At 32.5% G+C, this 14030-nt stretch carries 18 protein-coding genes; all 18 read left to right on the top strand.

The window, feature by feature from the left end; all coding sequences use genetic code 11:
- Positions 1 to 109 precede the first annotated feature (109 nt).
- The 18 genes from TICRE_RS13050 (at position 110) to TICRE_RS05715 (ending at position 14023) form a co-directional block, all read left to right on the top strand.
- Complete coding sequence (locus TICRE_RS13050; protein WP_143583085.1) at positions 110 to 349, top strand: hypothetical protein; 240 nt, start codon at positions 110 to 112, stop codon at positions 347 to 349.
- Positions 350 to 391: 42 nt separating this feature from the next.
- Entirely contained in the window at positions 392 to 655 is a 264-nt protein-coding gene (locus TICRE_RS05790; RefSeq protein ID WP_075726045.1) for a hypothetical protein, read from the top strand.
- Positions 656 to 694: 39 nt separating this feature from the next.
- On the top strand, positions 695 to 1366 hold the full coding sequence (locus TICRE_RS05785) for a DNA methyltransferase (protein ID WP_198927499.1): 672 nt from the start codon (positions 695 to 697) through the stop codon (positions 1364 to 1366).
- A 254-nt stretch (positions 1367 to 1620) separates the two neighbouring features.
- Entirely contained in the window at positions 1621 to 2166 is a 546-nt protein-coding gene (locus tag TICRE_RS05780; protein WP_075726043.1) for a hypothetical protein, read from the top strand.
- Positions 2144 to 2656, top strand: a complete 513-nt coding sequence (locus tag TICRE_RS05775; RefSeq protein WP_158016448.1) for an HNH endonuclease signature motif containing protein — start codon at positions 2144 to 2146, stop codon at positions 2654 to 2656. Before TICRE_RS05780 ends, TICRE_RS05775 begins: the two co-directional genes overlap by 23 nt.
- A gap of 116 nt (positions 2657 to 2772) precedes the next feature.
- Entirely contained in the window at positions 2773 to 3147 is a 375-nt protein-coding gene (locus tag TICRE_RS05770) for a P27 family phage terminase small subunit (protein ID WP_075726039.1), read from the top strand.
- On the top strand, positions 3144 to 4826 hold the full coding sequence (locus TICRE_RS05765) for a terminase large subunit (protein ID WP_084191870.1): 1683 nt from the start codon (positions 3144 to 3146) through the stop codon (positions 4824 to 4826). The genes TICRE_RS05770 and TICRE_RS05765 overlap by 4 nt, the downstream gene beginning before the upstream one ends.
- Positions 4827 to 4837: 11 nt before the next feature.
- Positions 4838 to 6073, top strand: a complete 1236-nt coding sequence (locus TICRE_RS05760; RefSeq protein WP_075726037.1) for a phage portal protein — start codon at positions 4838 to 4840, stop codon at positions 6071 to 6073.
- The gene (locus TICRE_RS05755; RefSeq protein ID WP_075726035.1) at positions 6073 to 6765 is read left to right on the top strand and encodes a head maturation protease, ClpP-related; all 693 of its coding nucleotides are present in this window, start codon (positions 6073 to 6075) and stop codon (positions 6763 to 6765) included. Before TICRE_RS05760 ends, TICRE_RS05755 begins: the two co-directional genes overlap by 1 nt.
- A 37-nt stretch (positions 6766 to 6802) precedes the next feature.
- Positions 6803 to 7939, top strand: a complete 1137-nt coding sequence (locus TICRE_RS05750) for a phage major capsid protein (protein WP_084191868.1) — start codon at positions 6803 to 6805, stop codon at positions 7937 to 7939.
- A 43-nt stretch (positions 7940 to 7982) separates the two neighbouring features.
- Complete coding sequence (locus TICRE_RS05745; RefSeq protein WP_198927498.1) at positions 7983 to 8321, top strand: head-tail connector protein; 339 nt, start codon at positions 7983 to 7985, stop codon at positions 8319 to 8321.
- Positions 8311 to 8625: a phage head closure protein gene (locus tag TICRE_RS05740; protein ID WP_075726033.1), complete on the top strand. Its 315-nt coding sequence runs from the start codon at positions 8311 to 8313 to the stop codon at positions 8623 to 8625. The genes TICRE_RS05745 and TICRE_RS05740 overlap by 11 nt, the downstream gene beginning before the upstream one ends.
- Positions 8622 to 8978 (top strand): HK97 gp10 family phage protein, encoded by a 357-nt coding sequence (locus TICRE_RS05735; RefSeq protein WP_075726031.1) that lies wholly within the window; start codon positions 8622 to 8624, stop codon positions 8976 to 8978. The genes TICRE_RS05740 and TICRE_RS05735 overlap by 4 nt, the downstream gene beginning before the upstream one ends.
- A complete protein-coding gene (locus TICRE_RS05730; protein WP_075726029.1) occupies positions 8968 to 9327 on the top strand; it encodes a hypothetical protein in 360 nt (119 codons plus the stop codon). Before TICRE_RS05735 ends, TICRE_RS05730 begins: the two co-directional genes overlap by 11 nt.
- 2 nt (positions 9328 to 9329) lie before the next feature.
- A complete protein-coding gene (locus TICRE_RS05725) occupies positions 9330 to 9932 on the top strand; it encodes a major tail protein (protein WP_075726027.1) in 603 nt (200 codons plus the stop codon).
- Between the two features lie 55 nt (positions 9933 to 9987).
- A complete protein-coding gene (locus TICRE_RS05720; protein ID WP_075726025.1) occupies positions 9988 to 10350 on the top strand; it encodes a hypothetical protein in 363 nt (120 codons plus the stop codon).
- 53 nt (positions 10351 to 10403) lie between these two features.
- Complete coding sequence (locus TICRE_RS13205; protein WP_158016446.1) at positions 10404 to 10580, top strand: hypothetical protein; 177 nt, start codon at positions 10404 to 10406, stop codon at positions 10578 to 10580.
- Positions 10581 to 10591: 11 nt separating this feature from the next.
- Entirely contained in the window at positions 10592 to 14023 is a 3432-nt protein-coding gene (locus TICRE_RS05715; RefSeq protein ID WP_075726023.1) for a phage tail tape measure protein, read from the top strand.
- Positions 14024 to 14030 lie beyond the last annotated feature (7 nt).

The raw sequence follows: 14030 nt of genomic DNA, 5'->3' as shown, positions 1-14030 counted from the left end.
GTACCTTTATTAGTCATGCCTTCAGGTACTAAAACCATATAGGCAGAGGCTCCATATCAATGGCAAATCGGAAACAACGGAATATATTTTTTATACTAAATGCGACAACTTGCTTGACAAACTCCGGTGGCGAGACAGAGGACGTTGGCATGTTGACTATGTAGCTAACGAGAGATGGAAAGAAGAGCCTTTAGAAGTCTTTGTATTGATGAAGGAGTATATTGAAAATAAGGAAGTTGTGCTTGATGGAGTGTTTTCAAGTATGGAGAAGTTAAATGGACACATACAAAGTAGTGATGAAAGTGGAGATTATGTAGAACATGGAATTACGAAGGTAGAGGTTAGGTAATGAACATAACAATAATCATACTAACTAAAGGAGTGAAGAGTAATGGATAATTATACAAAAGAGTCTTTAAAATCAGCACTCAAAGCACTAAATATGCTATATGAAAACGCAAAATCAAAAGAAAACCATGACATAGTATATGGTTTAACAGAAGGGATTGTAGCATTGGAAAAACGAGTACCAAAGAAAATTGAAATCTATGACTATGGAAAAGCCCACTGTTCAGTTTGTAAAACTGATATTCATGGGGTAGGAAAGATTAAATATTGTTTTCATTGTGGGCAAAAATTGAATTGGGACAGATGAACAATATGTTTAAAGTACGAAGTAAAGGAAGTGGAGATTTTGAAATTAGAGTTAAATAATTTATACAACATGGATTGTATGGAAGGTATGAAATTAATACCTGATAAATATTTTGAACTAGCAATAATAGACCCACCTTATGGAATCGGAGAAAGTGGTGGCAAGAATAAAACGAGGAGTAACAAGGCTATAGCGAAAGATTACAAGGATTATCATGGGAATGACAGAAGCGCTCCGGCTGAGAAGTATTTTAAAGAACTTATGAGAATTAGCCAAAATCAAATAATATGGGGTGCTAATCATTTTATAAGCAAGATACCTTTTGATAGTAGTTGCTGGATAGTGTGGGATAAAGACAATAGCGGTGACTTTGCAGACTGTGAACTAGCATGGACAAGCTTTAATACTGCAGTTAGAAAATTTAAGTACAGATGGAATGGAATGTTACAAGAGGACATGAAAAACAAGGAGTTGAGAATACATCCTAATCAAAAACCTGTGGCTTTATATAAATGGTTATTAAAAACTTATGCAAAAAAAGGAGATAAGATAATTGACACTCACGTCGGAAGTGCATCTAGCCTAATGGCTTGTCACGACCTAGGGTTTAGCTATATGGGGTTTGAAATCGACAAAGGATATTTTGAAACAGCTACCGATAGATTGAGTGAACATCAATCGCAGCTTAATCTATTATTAGACTTTAATTAAGTCGCATCACAAGTATTAAATGAACTAATAATAAAGCCGACGAGATAACAACGAGGCAACGACGAGAGATATATATAATATTTAACATAATCCGTTTAATCCGAAATAGATGTGTTAATATGATATTAAGTAGAAATATATTTATACCCCTTTTATAAACGAGTCGGCTATTTATTTAGTCGGCTTGTTTTTTATATTTTATATGGTAAATAATTCCTATTTTGATATAATGATGTTGAAAGGGGGAATTATATATGAAAAAAATATTAGCATTAATACTTATATTATCTTTATTAATTACTGTTGTGGGATGTGGGAATACAACACCACAGGTAGAAGAACCTGCTAATAAAGTAATGGAAGAAGAACCTGTGGAAAATGAGATTGAAGAAGGAAATAAAGATGAAGAACTAAACACTGAATTGGAAGAAGAACCAAGCATGGAAAAAGATGCTGAGTTAAATGCTGAAAAATATCCAGCAGGACCAGGGACTATATTAGTTACAAAGGGAGACCATGACTTTACGGGAATGGATTATTACTTTAAAGGTGAAATTGTAGGAATTACTACTATAGAAAATAATATAGGAGATCCTAGTGCATGGTTGGTAAGGAATGATAAAGGATATGTAATGCCAATACAACATGATATGTTTGAGGCATCAGAAGGAGATATAGTAGAAGTATGGGGAACTCTTACAGGTAATGGTTATTCAAACTTTGAAGGAATAGACAATGTAGTAGGAGAGACGGGTTCAATGCATGCGATAGCAGTAAGTGTTAACGGAACAAGACAATAGTAGAACATATAAGAGATGCCTTCACAGGTGTCTCTTTTTAATTGGAGTTGGTTACATGGCTATGATGAAGATGTGTAGATGTGGCAAGCTTATAGACTATTATTTAAAGAGTTGTATAGAGTGTGAAGAACTGTATAGTAAGGACAACAGGGCAAAGCATAGTTTATATAATAGATACCAAAGAGATGAAGGCATACAAAAGATTTATAACAATAAGCAATGGACTATAGTTAAACAAAGAGCAGAGTTCAGGGACAATAACTTATGTATCTTATGCTTAAGTAACAAAACTATTAAAAGTTCTCAAGCTGTTCATCACATCATTGAACTTAAAGAAGATATTTCAAAAGCTTTTGATTTAAATAATTTAATTTGTTTGTGTGAGAGTTGTCATCAGTCGGTGCATAATAAATATAAAAGATCAGATAAATTAAAAGAAGAAACTCAGAGTCTACTGCTTACTCTAATTACTAAAGATGTAAATATATAAATTGAAACTTCTGCAAGGGTAGGGGGATGGACGAAGTTCCCAGCCTGCACGGCACAAGCGCGTTCCCAATCACGCGTAAGAATTTTTGCTATTTTTGAAGGGAGGGGGTCTAAAAGTTGAAAGAGATACCAAAACCACCTGCAATATTACTGAAAGCAGGTAAAGAAAAATACTATTCAATAGCTGAAATGCTGATTGAAGAAGGAAAGTGGAAAACGGGAGATGAGATAGCTTTACTTGCTTTATGCATGAATTATCAAAGGTGGATTCAAGCTGAAAAAGAAATAAAAAAGTTTAAAAAGTTAACATTTCAGACTGATAGTGGTTACAGACAACAGATCCCCGAAATTTCTATAGCAAATAATGCAATGAGCAATATGTTAAGCTTTATAAAAGAATTTACTCTTACCCCTCGGGAAAGAATGAAACTTAAAGAGTTTATAATCCATAATACAGATGATCCTGAAATGGAATCTATGATTTCGAAATGACACTATATAATTCTGAAGACTTAAAAAACAAACACATTCGGGAACAAACTCAATATGACTTAGATGAATTAATCGAGGAACTAAAAGTAAAATGGGAATCTGATAAATACTATTATGATGAAGAAGAAGCCAGGAAGTTTTATACTTTTATAACTAAGTTAGAATTAGATAAAGGAGTCAAGGGACAAAAAATACAACCTTTAAGATTTCAATTCATTCATACATCTGAAATTCTATGTGTAAAAGATAAAGAAAATAATAGAAGAAGGTATAGAGAAGCTCTTTTAGATATTTCTAGAAAAAATGGTAAAGGATCTTTAGTCTCCTGGATAGCAGTTTATTTATATTTTACAGATCCTACTTTTGGAGCTGAATATATCATAGTAGCTAATGACATAAAACAAGCTACAAACCTGTTTAAAACAATGCAGTTGATGATAAATAACAATTCTACTCTTAGAAAACATGTAAAAATAACAGAATCAAAGAGAGAAATGTTCAGGAAATCTACAAATAGTACTTTGAGAGTATTAGCAAATGATGGGGCCAACCTTGACTCATATGCTTCTTACTTAGTTATTCTAGATGAAATTCACGAATATAAAAATAATGAAGCCTACACCAAATTAAGAACTGGTATGGGGCTTTGGGATGATCCTTTACTTTTTATGACAACTACTGCATCTAGTGGAGAAGACCCTCATAATCTAGAAATGCAAATGTATAACTATGCTAAAGATGTAGAAAATGGAGAAGTAGAAGATGAATCATTTTACTCTGCCATATATGAAGCTGATAAAGAATGCGACTTAATGGATGAGGAACAATGGTATAAATCCAACCCTGCATTATCTATATTTAGAAAACTTAAAGACTTAAAAGATTTTATGTTAAAAGCTAGTAGGATAAAGACCTTAGAACCGCAGGCGAGAAGACTTTACCTTAATCAACACGTAGCTTTAGATGGCGAAGGTGCTATTGATATAAAGAGATGGGAAGCTTGCCTACAAGATATATCCTTAGATGATTTAAGAGGAATGACAGCATATTGTGGGCTCGATATGGCTTATATTCAAGATATAATAGCTTTTGTTATGACGTTTTATGATGAAGCAAGAGATAAATATATAGTTTACCCTCTCTTATTTACTCCCACAGAAACACTTTTAGAGCGTTCTGAACGGGATAATGTAAGATATGATATGTGGGTAAGGAATAAGCAACTAATAGGCTTAAATGGATATTATGTAGACAATGAGGAACTGTTTAATAATATAGACCATATAATAAATACTTATCAAATAAATATAGCTGAAATTGCCTTTGATAGATGGGGAAGTGGAGATGTAAGAAGTAGATTAGAAAAGAAATATACTATAGCACCTTTTGGGCAAGGTTATAAATCAATGTCTCCAGTCATTCGTGACCTGGAGATTTTATTATTAGATGGAAGATTAATAATAGCAAACAATGAAGTTTTAACCTGGATGGCAAAAAATGTAGTAGCTACAGAAGATGCAGCAGGAAATATAAAGTACGATAAATCTAAAGCTAAAAATAAGATAGATGGTATTGTAGCACTGCTTATGGGGCTATCAAGAACTATATTTAATAATGGAGAAGTTATATTTGATACAGAAAAATCAACAGAAGAATATCTAAAGAAAATGGGATGGTAGGAGGTGAGAAAATGGGAGTATTTAAAAGAATAAAAAATGTATTTATACCCACTAACCAAGAAAGAAAAGAAATAACTATGGATGAAATCATAGAGATGTTTAAAGGGACTAACAATCTAGGTGAAAATTTATCAGAGATAACTTATTTTACATGTATTAAAATGCTATCTGAAAGTTTGGGAAAATTATCCCTAAAGTATTATCAAGATACAGAAGAAGGCCCCGTTTCAGCTAAGTCTACTCAAGTATCTAAAAAAATAAAAACAAGACCTAATCCATATATGACACCATCTACTTTTTTGGCAAGCGTAGAATTTAATAGAAATCAACACGGAAATGCTTATGTTTGGAATAGATGGCACAAAGGAAATTTAATAGATCAATGGATTTTGCAATCTGAATATGTAACATTAATAATTGATGATGCTGGACTATTTGGTACTACAAATGATTTATATTATTTATATGAAGATCCAATAACAAATATAAAATATAAATTTAATCACAAAGATATAATGCATTTTAAGACTGGAGTGTCAAGAGATGGAATAACTGGTTTATCAGTACAAGAAATACTACACTCAACTGTAGAAGGGAATAAAGCAAGTCAATCTTTTTTAAATAATCTTCATAAAGGTGGAATGAGTGCAAGAGCTGCATTGGAATATACAGGAGATTTAAATAAGGATGCTGAAAGAAAACTATTAAAAGGAATCGAAGAATATGCAACAGGTGCAGAAAATGCAGGTAAATTTATACCACTACCTCTAGGAATGAAGATAGTACCTTTAGATCTAAAATTAACAGATAGTCAGTTCTTTGACTTAAAGAAATATTCTTCTCTACAAATTGCAGCAGCTTTTGGGATAAAACCAAATCATATAAATGACTATTCAAAATCTAGTTATTCCAATAGTGAAATGCAAAATATTAGTTTTTATGTAGATACTTTATTATTTATATTAAAACAATATGAAGAAGAAATAAATTATAAGCTACAAACTGAAAAACAAATAGATCAAGGCTACTATTACAAATTTAATGTAAATTCTATTTTAAGAGCAGATTTAAAATCACAAATAGAATCACTTTCAACAGGTGTTCAAAATGGAATCTATACTCCAAATGAGGCTAGAGCATATCTAGACAAACCTAAAGTACCAGAGGGAGATAAAACTTATGCAAATGGTAATATAATACCTTTGGAAATGGCGGGAGAACAATATAGGAAAGGTGGTGATAAATAATGAACGTACTAGAAGTTAAAGGTCCTATAGTTTCAAATGATGATTATTGGATATATGAATGGTTAGATTATGAAGCTACTTGTCCCAAAGTTATAAATCAACAACTCAAAGAATTTAAAGGTCAAGATATAACTGTAGAAATTAATTCTCCAGGAGGTTCAGTCTTTGCCGGAAGTGAAATCTATACAGCTTTAAAATCTTATTTAGGTAATGTAGCTATTAAAATAGTAGGAATGGCTGCAAGTGCTGCATCAGTTATTGCTATGGCAGGAAATAAAGTGTCAATGTCTCCAACTGCTCAAATAATGATTCATAATGCAAGTGTGGTAGCTCAAGGCGACCATAGAGATATGGAGCATACAGCAGACTTCTTAAAAGGTATAAACGAATCAATATCTAACGCTTATAAAATTAAAAGTGGATTATCTACAGAAGAATTACTAGAAATGATGGATAATGAAACTTGGATAACATCAAAAATCGCCTTAGAACTTGGATTGATTGATGAAATTATGTTTGAAAATGAAAATCTACAGGTAGTAGCAAATGTAGATGGAATGTTACCTACCCATGTAATAAACAAACTAAAAAATACTATTAAAAAACCTAATAACAAAGATTTGGAAAGAAAGCAAAAAGAATTAGAAAACAAACTAAAAGAAATAGATCTAACTTTAATGTTAAAAGAGTAGGTCTATTTTTTATTATAACTTAGGAGGAATATATAATATGAAAAGCAAATTTAAATTAAACCTACAGATGCACGCAATGAAAAAATCACAAGAAATGTACAACAAATTAAAAGATTTAAGAAACATTATGTCAAGTTTGCAAACAGAGGGTAAAATTGAAGAAGCTCATGCAATGATTAATGAAGTAAGAGACTTGGAAAAAGCTATAGCAGTACAAGAAGAATTGGAAAATCTAGAAACAGATAAATTTGAAGGAACTCCAATTCCCACAGCGGTAAAAGCTAATGAAGTAGTAGCTTTCAATAAGGCAGTTCTAGGAAAACCTCTTTCCGAGCCTGAGAATGCTCTTGTAGAAAGAGTAGGGGAAGATGGAGGATACTTAGTACCAGAAGAGCAAAGAACAGAGATAGAAGAGTATAAGAGACAATTAATACCGCTTAAAGACTTTTGTAATGTAATTCCAGTAGGAACTCTTTCAGGTAAAATGCCTTTAGAAGTAGAATCAAATGATAAGCTAATAAACTTTGGAGAAATGACAGAAATAAATCAATCTACTATCAAGTTTGGACAATTAGCTTGGGGGCTTGGAGATTATGGAGATATAATTCCAATATCTAATACTCTTTTACAAGATGAAAAGGCTAATTTAATTTCTTTTGTAAAGAGAAGGTTTGGTAAGAAAGCAGTAAGAACTGAAAATGAAAAAATACTTGAAGTACTAAATACAGCTACTAAAGTAAATGGAGAGGACTACACTGCTATAATTACAGCATTAAATACTAAATTGGACCCAGCTATAGCGTTATCGGCAATAATCATTACAAATCAAACTGGATATAACTACTTAGACCAATTAGTAGATGAAAACGGAAGAACCCTTCTTAAAGATTCGCTTGAAGTATCAGGGTCAAAAATATTTAAAGGCAAAACAGTAGTAGTTTTATCTGATGAAGAAATGAAAACAACAGCTACCAAAGACGCAACTTTCTTTGTGGGAGATTTAGAAGAATCGGTAGCTTTTTTCGATAGACAAGTTTATGATATGGCTATCTCAACAGAAGCAGGATTTACTAAGTATGCAACAATGATGAGAGTAGTAGAGAGATTTGATGTTAAAGCTATGGATAAAAAGGCAGTTGTAAGAGTAGATTTAAAATTTCCGGTAATACCATAAGAGAGGCTAATCCCTCTCTTAAATACTTTAAGGAGGGACTATATTGAGTGAGAAAATAGTATCTATAGTAGAAGTTAGGGAATGGCTAAGAATCTATGACAATAATACTGAAGAAGATTTATCTATTGATCAGATTTTAAATTTATTAATAGACAACGCAGAAATCTATATAAAAAACTCTGTAGGAGATTGGTACAAATCTACTCCGGAAATTGAAAATAAAGCTAAGCTTGCAACTTTAGTATTGGTTAATAACTGGTATGAAAACAGAGATTTTACTTCAAATGTAGAGCATGTGTCAGAAAAAATAAGACATACAATTCACAGTTTATTTCAACAAATGAGATATTGCTACTCAGAGGTAGAGAAAAATGAAATATAGACACTTAATAGAAATTCAGAAAAAGCAAAATATATATGATGATGCAGGATTTCCTAAAGAAGGATATGAAACTGTAAGAAAAACTTATGCTGATGTTAATGATCTATATGGTAATGAAAAATATTTGGCTAAACAATTCATTCAAGAGAAAGTTACAAGTTTTAAAATGAGATTTATCGAAGGGATAACTCCAGATATGTTTATTCTATTTCAAGGCCAAAGGTATGAAATTATAGAACATCCAGACAATGTAAAGTATGAGAATAAAGAACTTATTATAAAAGCAAGGTTGGTGATTCTATGAGCAGCACAATTGTAGAAGGTTTTGATGAAATATATGCAGACCTTGATGATATGAATATTTCAGATTTTAAGAAAAGAAGAGTTTTAAATGATGTAGCTGATGATGCGGTAAAAGTTGCAAGTCAAGCATCTTATAAAAGAACCGGAAGGCTTTCTAAGTCTTGGAAGAAGAGACCTAAAAGAGTAGATGGAAATATAGGAGTACAAGTTTATTCAAAATCATATCATGATATTTATAATGAATTAGGTTCAAGTAAAAATAAAAAGCACGTTGGTTTTTTTAGTAGAGCCATAAATGAGAATACAGATAAGTTTTTCAAAAAAATTGAAAAGGGTGTATTAAATGGAAAGTAAGATAAGAGAGGATTTACTGGATAATCGTATAATAAATACAATTGGAAGAGATAAAGACGGAAATCCAAAGATATACCTCTTAAATGCACCCGAGGGTACTTTAGCCCCTTATATCGAATATCAGATAGTAACAGATGAGGGAATTCTTTTTAGTGAAGGAGAGGAGCAAATAACGAGCCATGAAATCCAAGTTGATATTTTTTCTAAGGGAAGTTATGAAAACATAAGAAACGCTATAAAAGAAGTGCTAAAAGATAAGGGTTACTATCGTGGAATATGTGGAAGTATGTACGAAAAAGATACAAAATTATTTCATTATCTTTTAAGGTATACGAAAGGAGATTATTAATCATGACAGTGAAAAAGAAGTTAGTAATAAAAAACATTAGGAAACTTTACTATGCAATACTTAAATCTGAAACAGAAAATACAGTAACCTATGATCCTATAAAATACTTGCCTGGGCTTAGAGAAATAACAGTTACCCCTGAAGAAAATTCAGGCGAAATTTATGCAGAGGGCATGGTTTGGGATTCAGATACCCAACTTGGGAAAGTTAGTGTAACTTTAGATGCTACAGATTTATCTATAGAACAATACGCAGAATTACTAGGAAAAGAATTAGATAAAAATGGTGGAGTAATAGATAACGCCTATGACGAATCGCCTTATATTGCACTTATGTATGAAAAAGAGATGACTCAAGGGGTTATGGAGTATGCGACTCTATTTAAGGGTAAGCTTTCTATTCCTGAGGACAAGGTAAAGACTAGGGAAGGTAATGTAGAGTATCAAACAAAATCTATGCAAGGAACATTTATGCCACTAAATAATGGAAATTGGAGAAATATAGTAAGATCTGATAGTCCTGATTTTATAGAAGAGTCTTTTATGGAGAATTGGGGCGAAGGAAAGACTATAAAATTACCGGAAAAATTAGTAATAATACCATAATGGAGTGATTTATTTCATTCCTATTTTTTTATACTTTTTGAAAGGAAGGTAAAATATGTTAGTAAATGAAATATCAGAATATAAATTACAGGTACAAGGAAGAGAAGAACCTTTAGTTTTGAGATTAGACTTTAAAGCCCTTGTAAAAATGCACAAAGAATATGAGAATGCTTTTCTTTTAATATATGCTTTTATGAAAAATAATGATATAGAAGTTTTACCCAAAATTTTAAGGTGTATGGCACAAGAAGAAATTACAGAAGAAGAAATAACTAATAATTTATTAATAAATCTAACATCTTTAGATACTTTATCAGACATAATTTTATTATTAATAAATGATGAAGTTATAGAAGGTTCTAAATTTGAGGTAGAAAACTTAAAAAACGAGATAGTCAAGGTGGAGAAGAAGATTTAGCAGCTGATTTCAACCTTGACTATTTTTATTATTTAGCTGTACATCAATTAAATATGAGTAATGAACAATTTTTAAAATCAAGTCCAAGACAACTTAAAACTTTAATTAAATTTCATAAAAATTATAGTAAAGGTATTTTATTAAGTGCTATAGGTGAATTTTGGGAGGCTTTAAATACAGATAAAGAAGAATATGAGTATGAAGAAATTGAATCCCTTGCAGATATTTAGGAGGTGGGTAGGTGAGCGACAGTATAAGAAAAGTTAGTACTATTTTTACCATAGATGATTCAGAACACAATCGAAAATTAAAATCAATAAATCAACAATATAAACTTACCCAATCTGAAATAAAGCTTGCCGGGGAGAGAATGAAAGGCTTTGGGTCTAATACTGATGATTTAACTTTTAAGCAATCAGCTTTGGAAAAACAGATTACTACACTTAGGGAAAAATCAAATACTTATTCAGACAGCATTGAAAGAGCATCTAAAAGGGCAGGCGAAAATAAGACTAAATTAGATGAATTAGGAAAATCAAAGAATGACTTGAATAATAGATATAAAGAAGCAGTAAAGGTATATGGTGCAGAGTCTGAACAAGCTAAGACCTTGAAAGCAGAACTGGATAAGGTGAATCAAGAATATGATGAACAAAAAAGAGTAGTAGATAAAAATGTTGATTCTGTAAATAGATACAAAACAGAGATGAATAAGACGGAAGCACAACTTGCAGCGGTACAAGCTGAATTAAATAAGACAAATGCAGAAATAGATAAAAATAATAATAAGTGGTTAGTTGCAAGTGAGAAAATGGGACAAGCAGGTAAGACACTACAAGATGTCGGCGGTAAAATGCAGGATGTTGGTGGAAATCTAACTAAGTATGTATCTCTTCCACTTATGTCAATGGGAACTATTGCGGCAACTGAAGCTATAAGATTTGAATCTAGTTTTGCGGGCGTAAAAAAGACAGTAGACGGAACGACTGAACAAATGAAGAAACTTGAAAAAGGCATAATTGACATGTCTAAAAAGATTCCAGCTACTACCCATGAAATCTCTGCTGTAGCAGAAGCTGCCGGACAACTTGGAATTCAAACTGATAACATAATAGGGTTTACTAGGGTTATGGTAGATTTAGGAGAATCCACAAACCTCTCTTCTGAAACAGCTTCATCTTCTTTAGCAAAATTTGCAAATATAACTAAGATGAGCCAGAAGGATTTTAATAGATTAGGTTCGACTATAGTTGACCTTGGAAATAAATTTGCTACAACTGAGGCAGATATAGTAGCTATGGCCATGAGACTTGCCGGAGCTGGGACCCAAATAGGTTTAAGTGAGTCTGAAATAATGGGGCTTGCCACTGCCCTCTCATCTGTAGGCATTGAAGCGGAAATGGGTGGTTCTGCTATATCTAAAGTAATGGTAAATATGAGTGTAGCCTCTGAACTTGGAATAGATAAAGTAAAAGAGTTAGAAAAGGCTACAGGACTTACAAGAAGAGAACTAGAACTTATGTCCTCAAATAGTAGCAAAGATTTTAAAGATTTAGCAGCAAGTCTTGGAATGACATCTGAAGAGGTAAACAAAATAATAAAATCTGGGAAGAACTTGGAAGGTTTTGCAGCGGTAGCTGGAATGACGGGTGAGCAATTTAAGAAGTCATTTGAAGAAGACGCAGTAAAGGCTTTAGGTACTTTTATTGAAGGACTTGGAAATGCAGAAGAAAAAGGAACTACTGCAATAGCATTACTTGATGAATTAGGAATATCAGAAGTAAGATTGAGAGATTCACTTTTAAGAGCTGGAAATGCAAGTGAACTATTTACAAACGCAATACAAATTGGAAATAACGCATGGGAAGAAAATAATGCATTAACTAATGAAGCTAGTCAGCGATATGAGACAACCGAATCTCAACTTAGAATTATGAAAAATGAAATAGCAGAAGCTGCTAGAAGTTTAGGAGTGCAATTATTGCCTGTTATAAGAGATACAATACCTGCAGTGACTGATATGGTTCAGAGATTCGCTGATTTAAGCCCTAAAACTCAAGAAAATATTGTTAAATTTGGACTTTTAGCTATGGCAATAGGTCCTGTCCTAAAAGGTGGAAGTATGCTAGTATCAGGTGCTGGAACACTTCTGTCAGTAGGTAGTAAGGTAGCTGCTATGATTGGTGGAGCAGGTGGAGTTACTGCTGCAACAACTGGATTAGGTACTGCAGCTGCAACTGCTGGTGGTGCTACAGGATTGGGGGCATTGACTGGAGGGTTTGGGGGGATAGCAACTGCGGCCTTGCCAGCGGCTGGAATGATAGCAGCAGTTGGTTTAGCTGGATATGGCTTATACAAAGGATTAAATGAAGAAGTTATCCCCGAAGTTAATTTATTTGCTGATAGTACTCAAATGATGAGCGAAAAAGTTACAGATGCGAATGGAAATGTAACTGAATCAGTACAAAATACAACGGTAAAAATATCGGAAGAGACTCAAAAACAAATAAGTTCATATTTAACTTTATCAGATGAATTACAATCAACAACAACTAATATGTATACAGGGTTAGTGAAAAATACTGATGAAGCTACTACTAAAATGACTGATACTACTAATAAGATGGCAGATTCAATTATAAAGGCTAGTGCAAAACAAACTAAAGATGTAACAGCAGAATATCAAAATATGTTTAACAATACAACTCTTTTAACAAATGAAGAACAAAAACAAATCTTACAAAATGTTAACAATGGACATAAAGAAAGAGTGCAAAAAACAGAAACTTTGAAAAAAGAGTTATTAGCCATTTATGAGAATATTAAAAATCAAGGTGGGAGAATAACCCAAGATCAACAGATAAGAATAAATGAAATAATGGAAGAAATGAAAAGACAAGCAGTTTCGACAATGAGTAAAAATGAAGCTGAACAAAATGTAATACTGAATAGACTGTCTAGTTCTTCTGAAAGAATCACAACTGAAATGGTTAGTAAGGCAATAAAACAGATGGAAAGGCAAAGAAAAGACACTGTTAAAGAAGCTAGTCAACAAAGAGATGAGATAGTAAGACAAGCAGAGGAGTTAAAAACACTCGAAGGTGGGAAATGGGCTGAAAAAGCAGATAAAATAATAAAAGAAGCTAATAGACAGTATAAAGATACAGTAGATGCTGCTGAGAAAACTAAAAATGAAGGAATAAAAAAACTGGAAGGTGCCTACGGAGATTTAACAAGACAAGTTGATAAAAATAGTGGCGAGATACTAACAGCATGGGGTAAAATAAGACAATGGTGGGAAGGGTGGAAACCAGAAAGCAAATCAGTAACTATAACTACACATCAAAAGATGATTAATGAAACTATAAATGTTACTGGAAAGCAAACTGGAGATGTAGCTTATGCTTTAGGAACATCACACTCTCTTGAAGGAATTGCAAGAATAAATGAGAGAGGGTACGAAATGGTAGATCTTCCAGCAGGAAGCAAAGTAAGAAATCATTTATCAAGTAAAGAGATGGTAAAAGATATAGCTAAACAGACTGTTAACTCTATACTTGGAAAAAACCAGGGTGTGAATGTAACTCAATATATTCAAGTACCTGTGGCTAGTCCTTATGAAGTAGCAAGAAGAACCAAAAAAGAATTAGAAAATATGGCTTTAGGATTTTAGGAGGAAA

This window comes from Tissierella creatinophila DSM 6911 (assembly GCF_001940565.1).
In the GTDB taxonomy this organism is placed as follows: Bacteria; Bacillota; Clostridia; order Tissierellales; family Tissierellaceae; genus Tissierella_A; species Tissierella_A creatinophila.
Note: the sequence above shows the minus strand (reverse complement) of the source record. Positions and strands in the feature narration are given on the sequence as shown.

Excerpts from the sequence above, each read along its gene's own strand:
- TICRE_RS05790 (WP_075726045.1), top strand. The coding sequence starts at position 392 with ATGGATAATTATACAAAAGAGTCTTTAAAATCAGCACTCAAAGCACTA.
- TICRE_RS05780 (WP_075726043.1), top strand. The coding sequence starts at position 1,621 with ATGAAAAAAATATTAGCATTAATACTTATATTATCTTTATTAATTACT.
- TICRE_RS05765 (WP_084191870.1), top strand. The coding sequence starts at position 3,144 with ATGACACTATATAATTCTGAAGACTTAAAAAACAAACACATTCGGGAA.
- TICRE_RS05760 (WP_075726037.1), top strand. The coding sequence starts at position 4,838 with ATGGGAGTATTTAAAAGAATAAAAAATGTATTTATACCCACTAACCAA.
- TICRE_RS05755 (WP_075726035.1), top strand. The coding sequence starts at position 6,073 with ATGAACGTACTAGAAGTTAAAGGTCCTATAGTTTCAAATGATGATTAT.
- TICRE_RS05750 (WP_084191868.1), top strand. The coding sequence starts at position 6,803 with ATGAAAAGCAAATTTAAATTAAACCTACAGATGCACGCAATGAAAAAA.
- TICRE_RS05740 (WP_075726033.1), top strand. The coding sequence starts at position 8,311 with ATGAAATATAGACACTTAATAGAAATTCAGAAAAAGCAAAATATATAT.
- TICRE_RS05735 (WP_075726031.1), top strand. The coding sequence starts at position 8,622 with ATGAGCAGCACAATTGTAGAAGGTTTTGATGAAATATATGCAGACCTT.
- TICRE_RS05730 (WP_075726029.1), top strand. The coding sequence starts at position 8,968 with ATGGAAAGTAAGATAAGAGAGGATTTACTGGATAATCGTATAATAAAT.
- TICRE_RS05725 (WP_075726027.1), top strand. The coding sequence starts at position 9,330 with ATGACAGTGAAAAAGAAGTTAGTAATAAAAAACATTAGGAAACTTTAC.
- TICRE_RS05720 (WP_075726025.1), top strand. The coding sequence starts at position 9,988 with ATGTTAGTAAATGAAATATCAGAATATAAATTACAGGTACAAGGAAGA.
- TICRE_RS13205 (WP_158016446.1), top strand. The coding sequence starts at position 10,404 with ATGAGTAATGAACAATTTTTAAAATCAAGTCCAAGACAACTTAAAACT.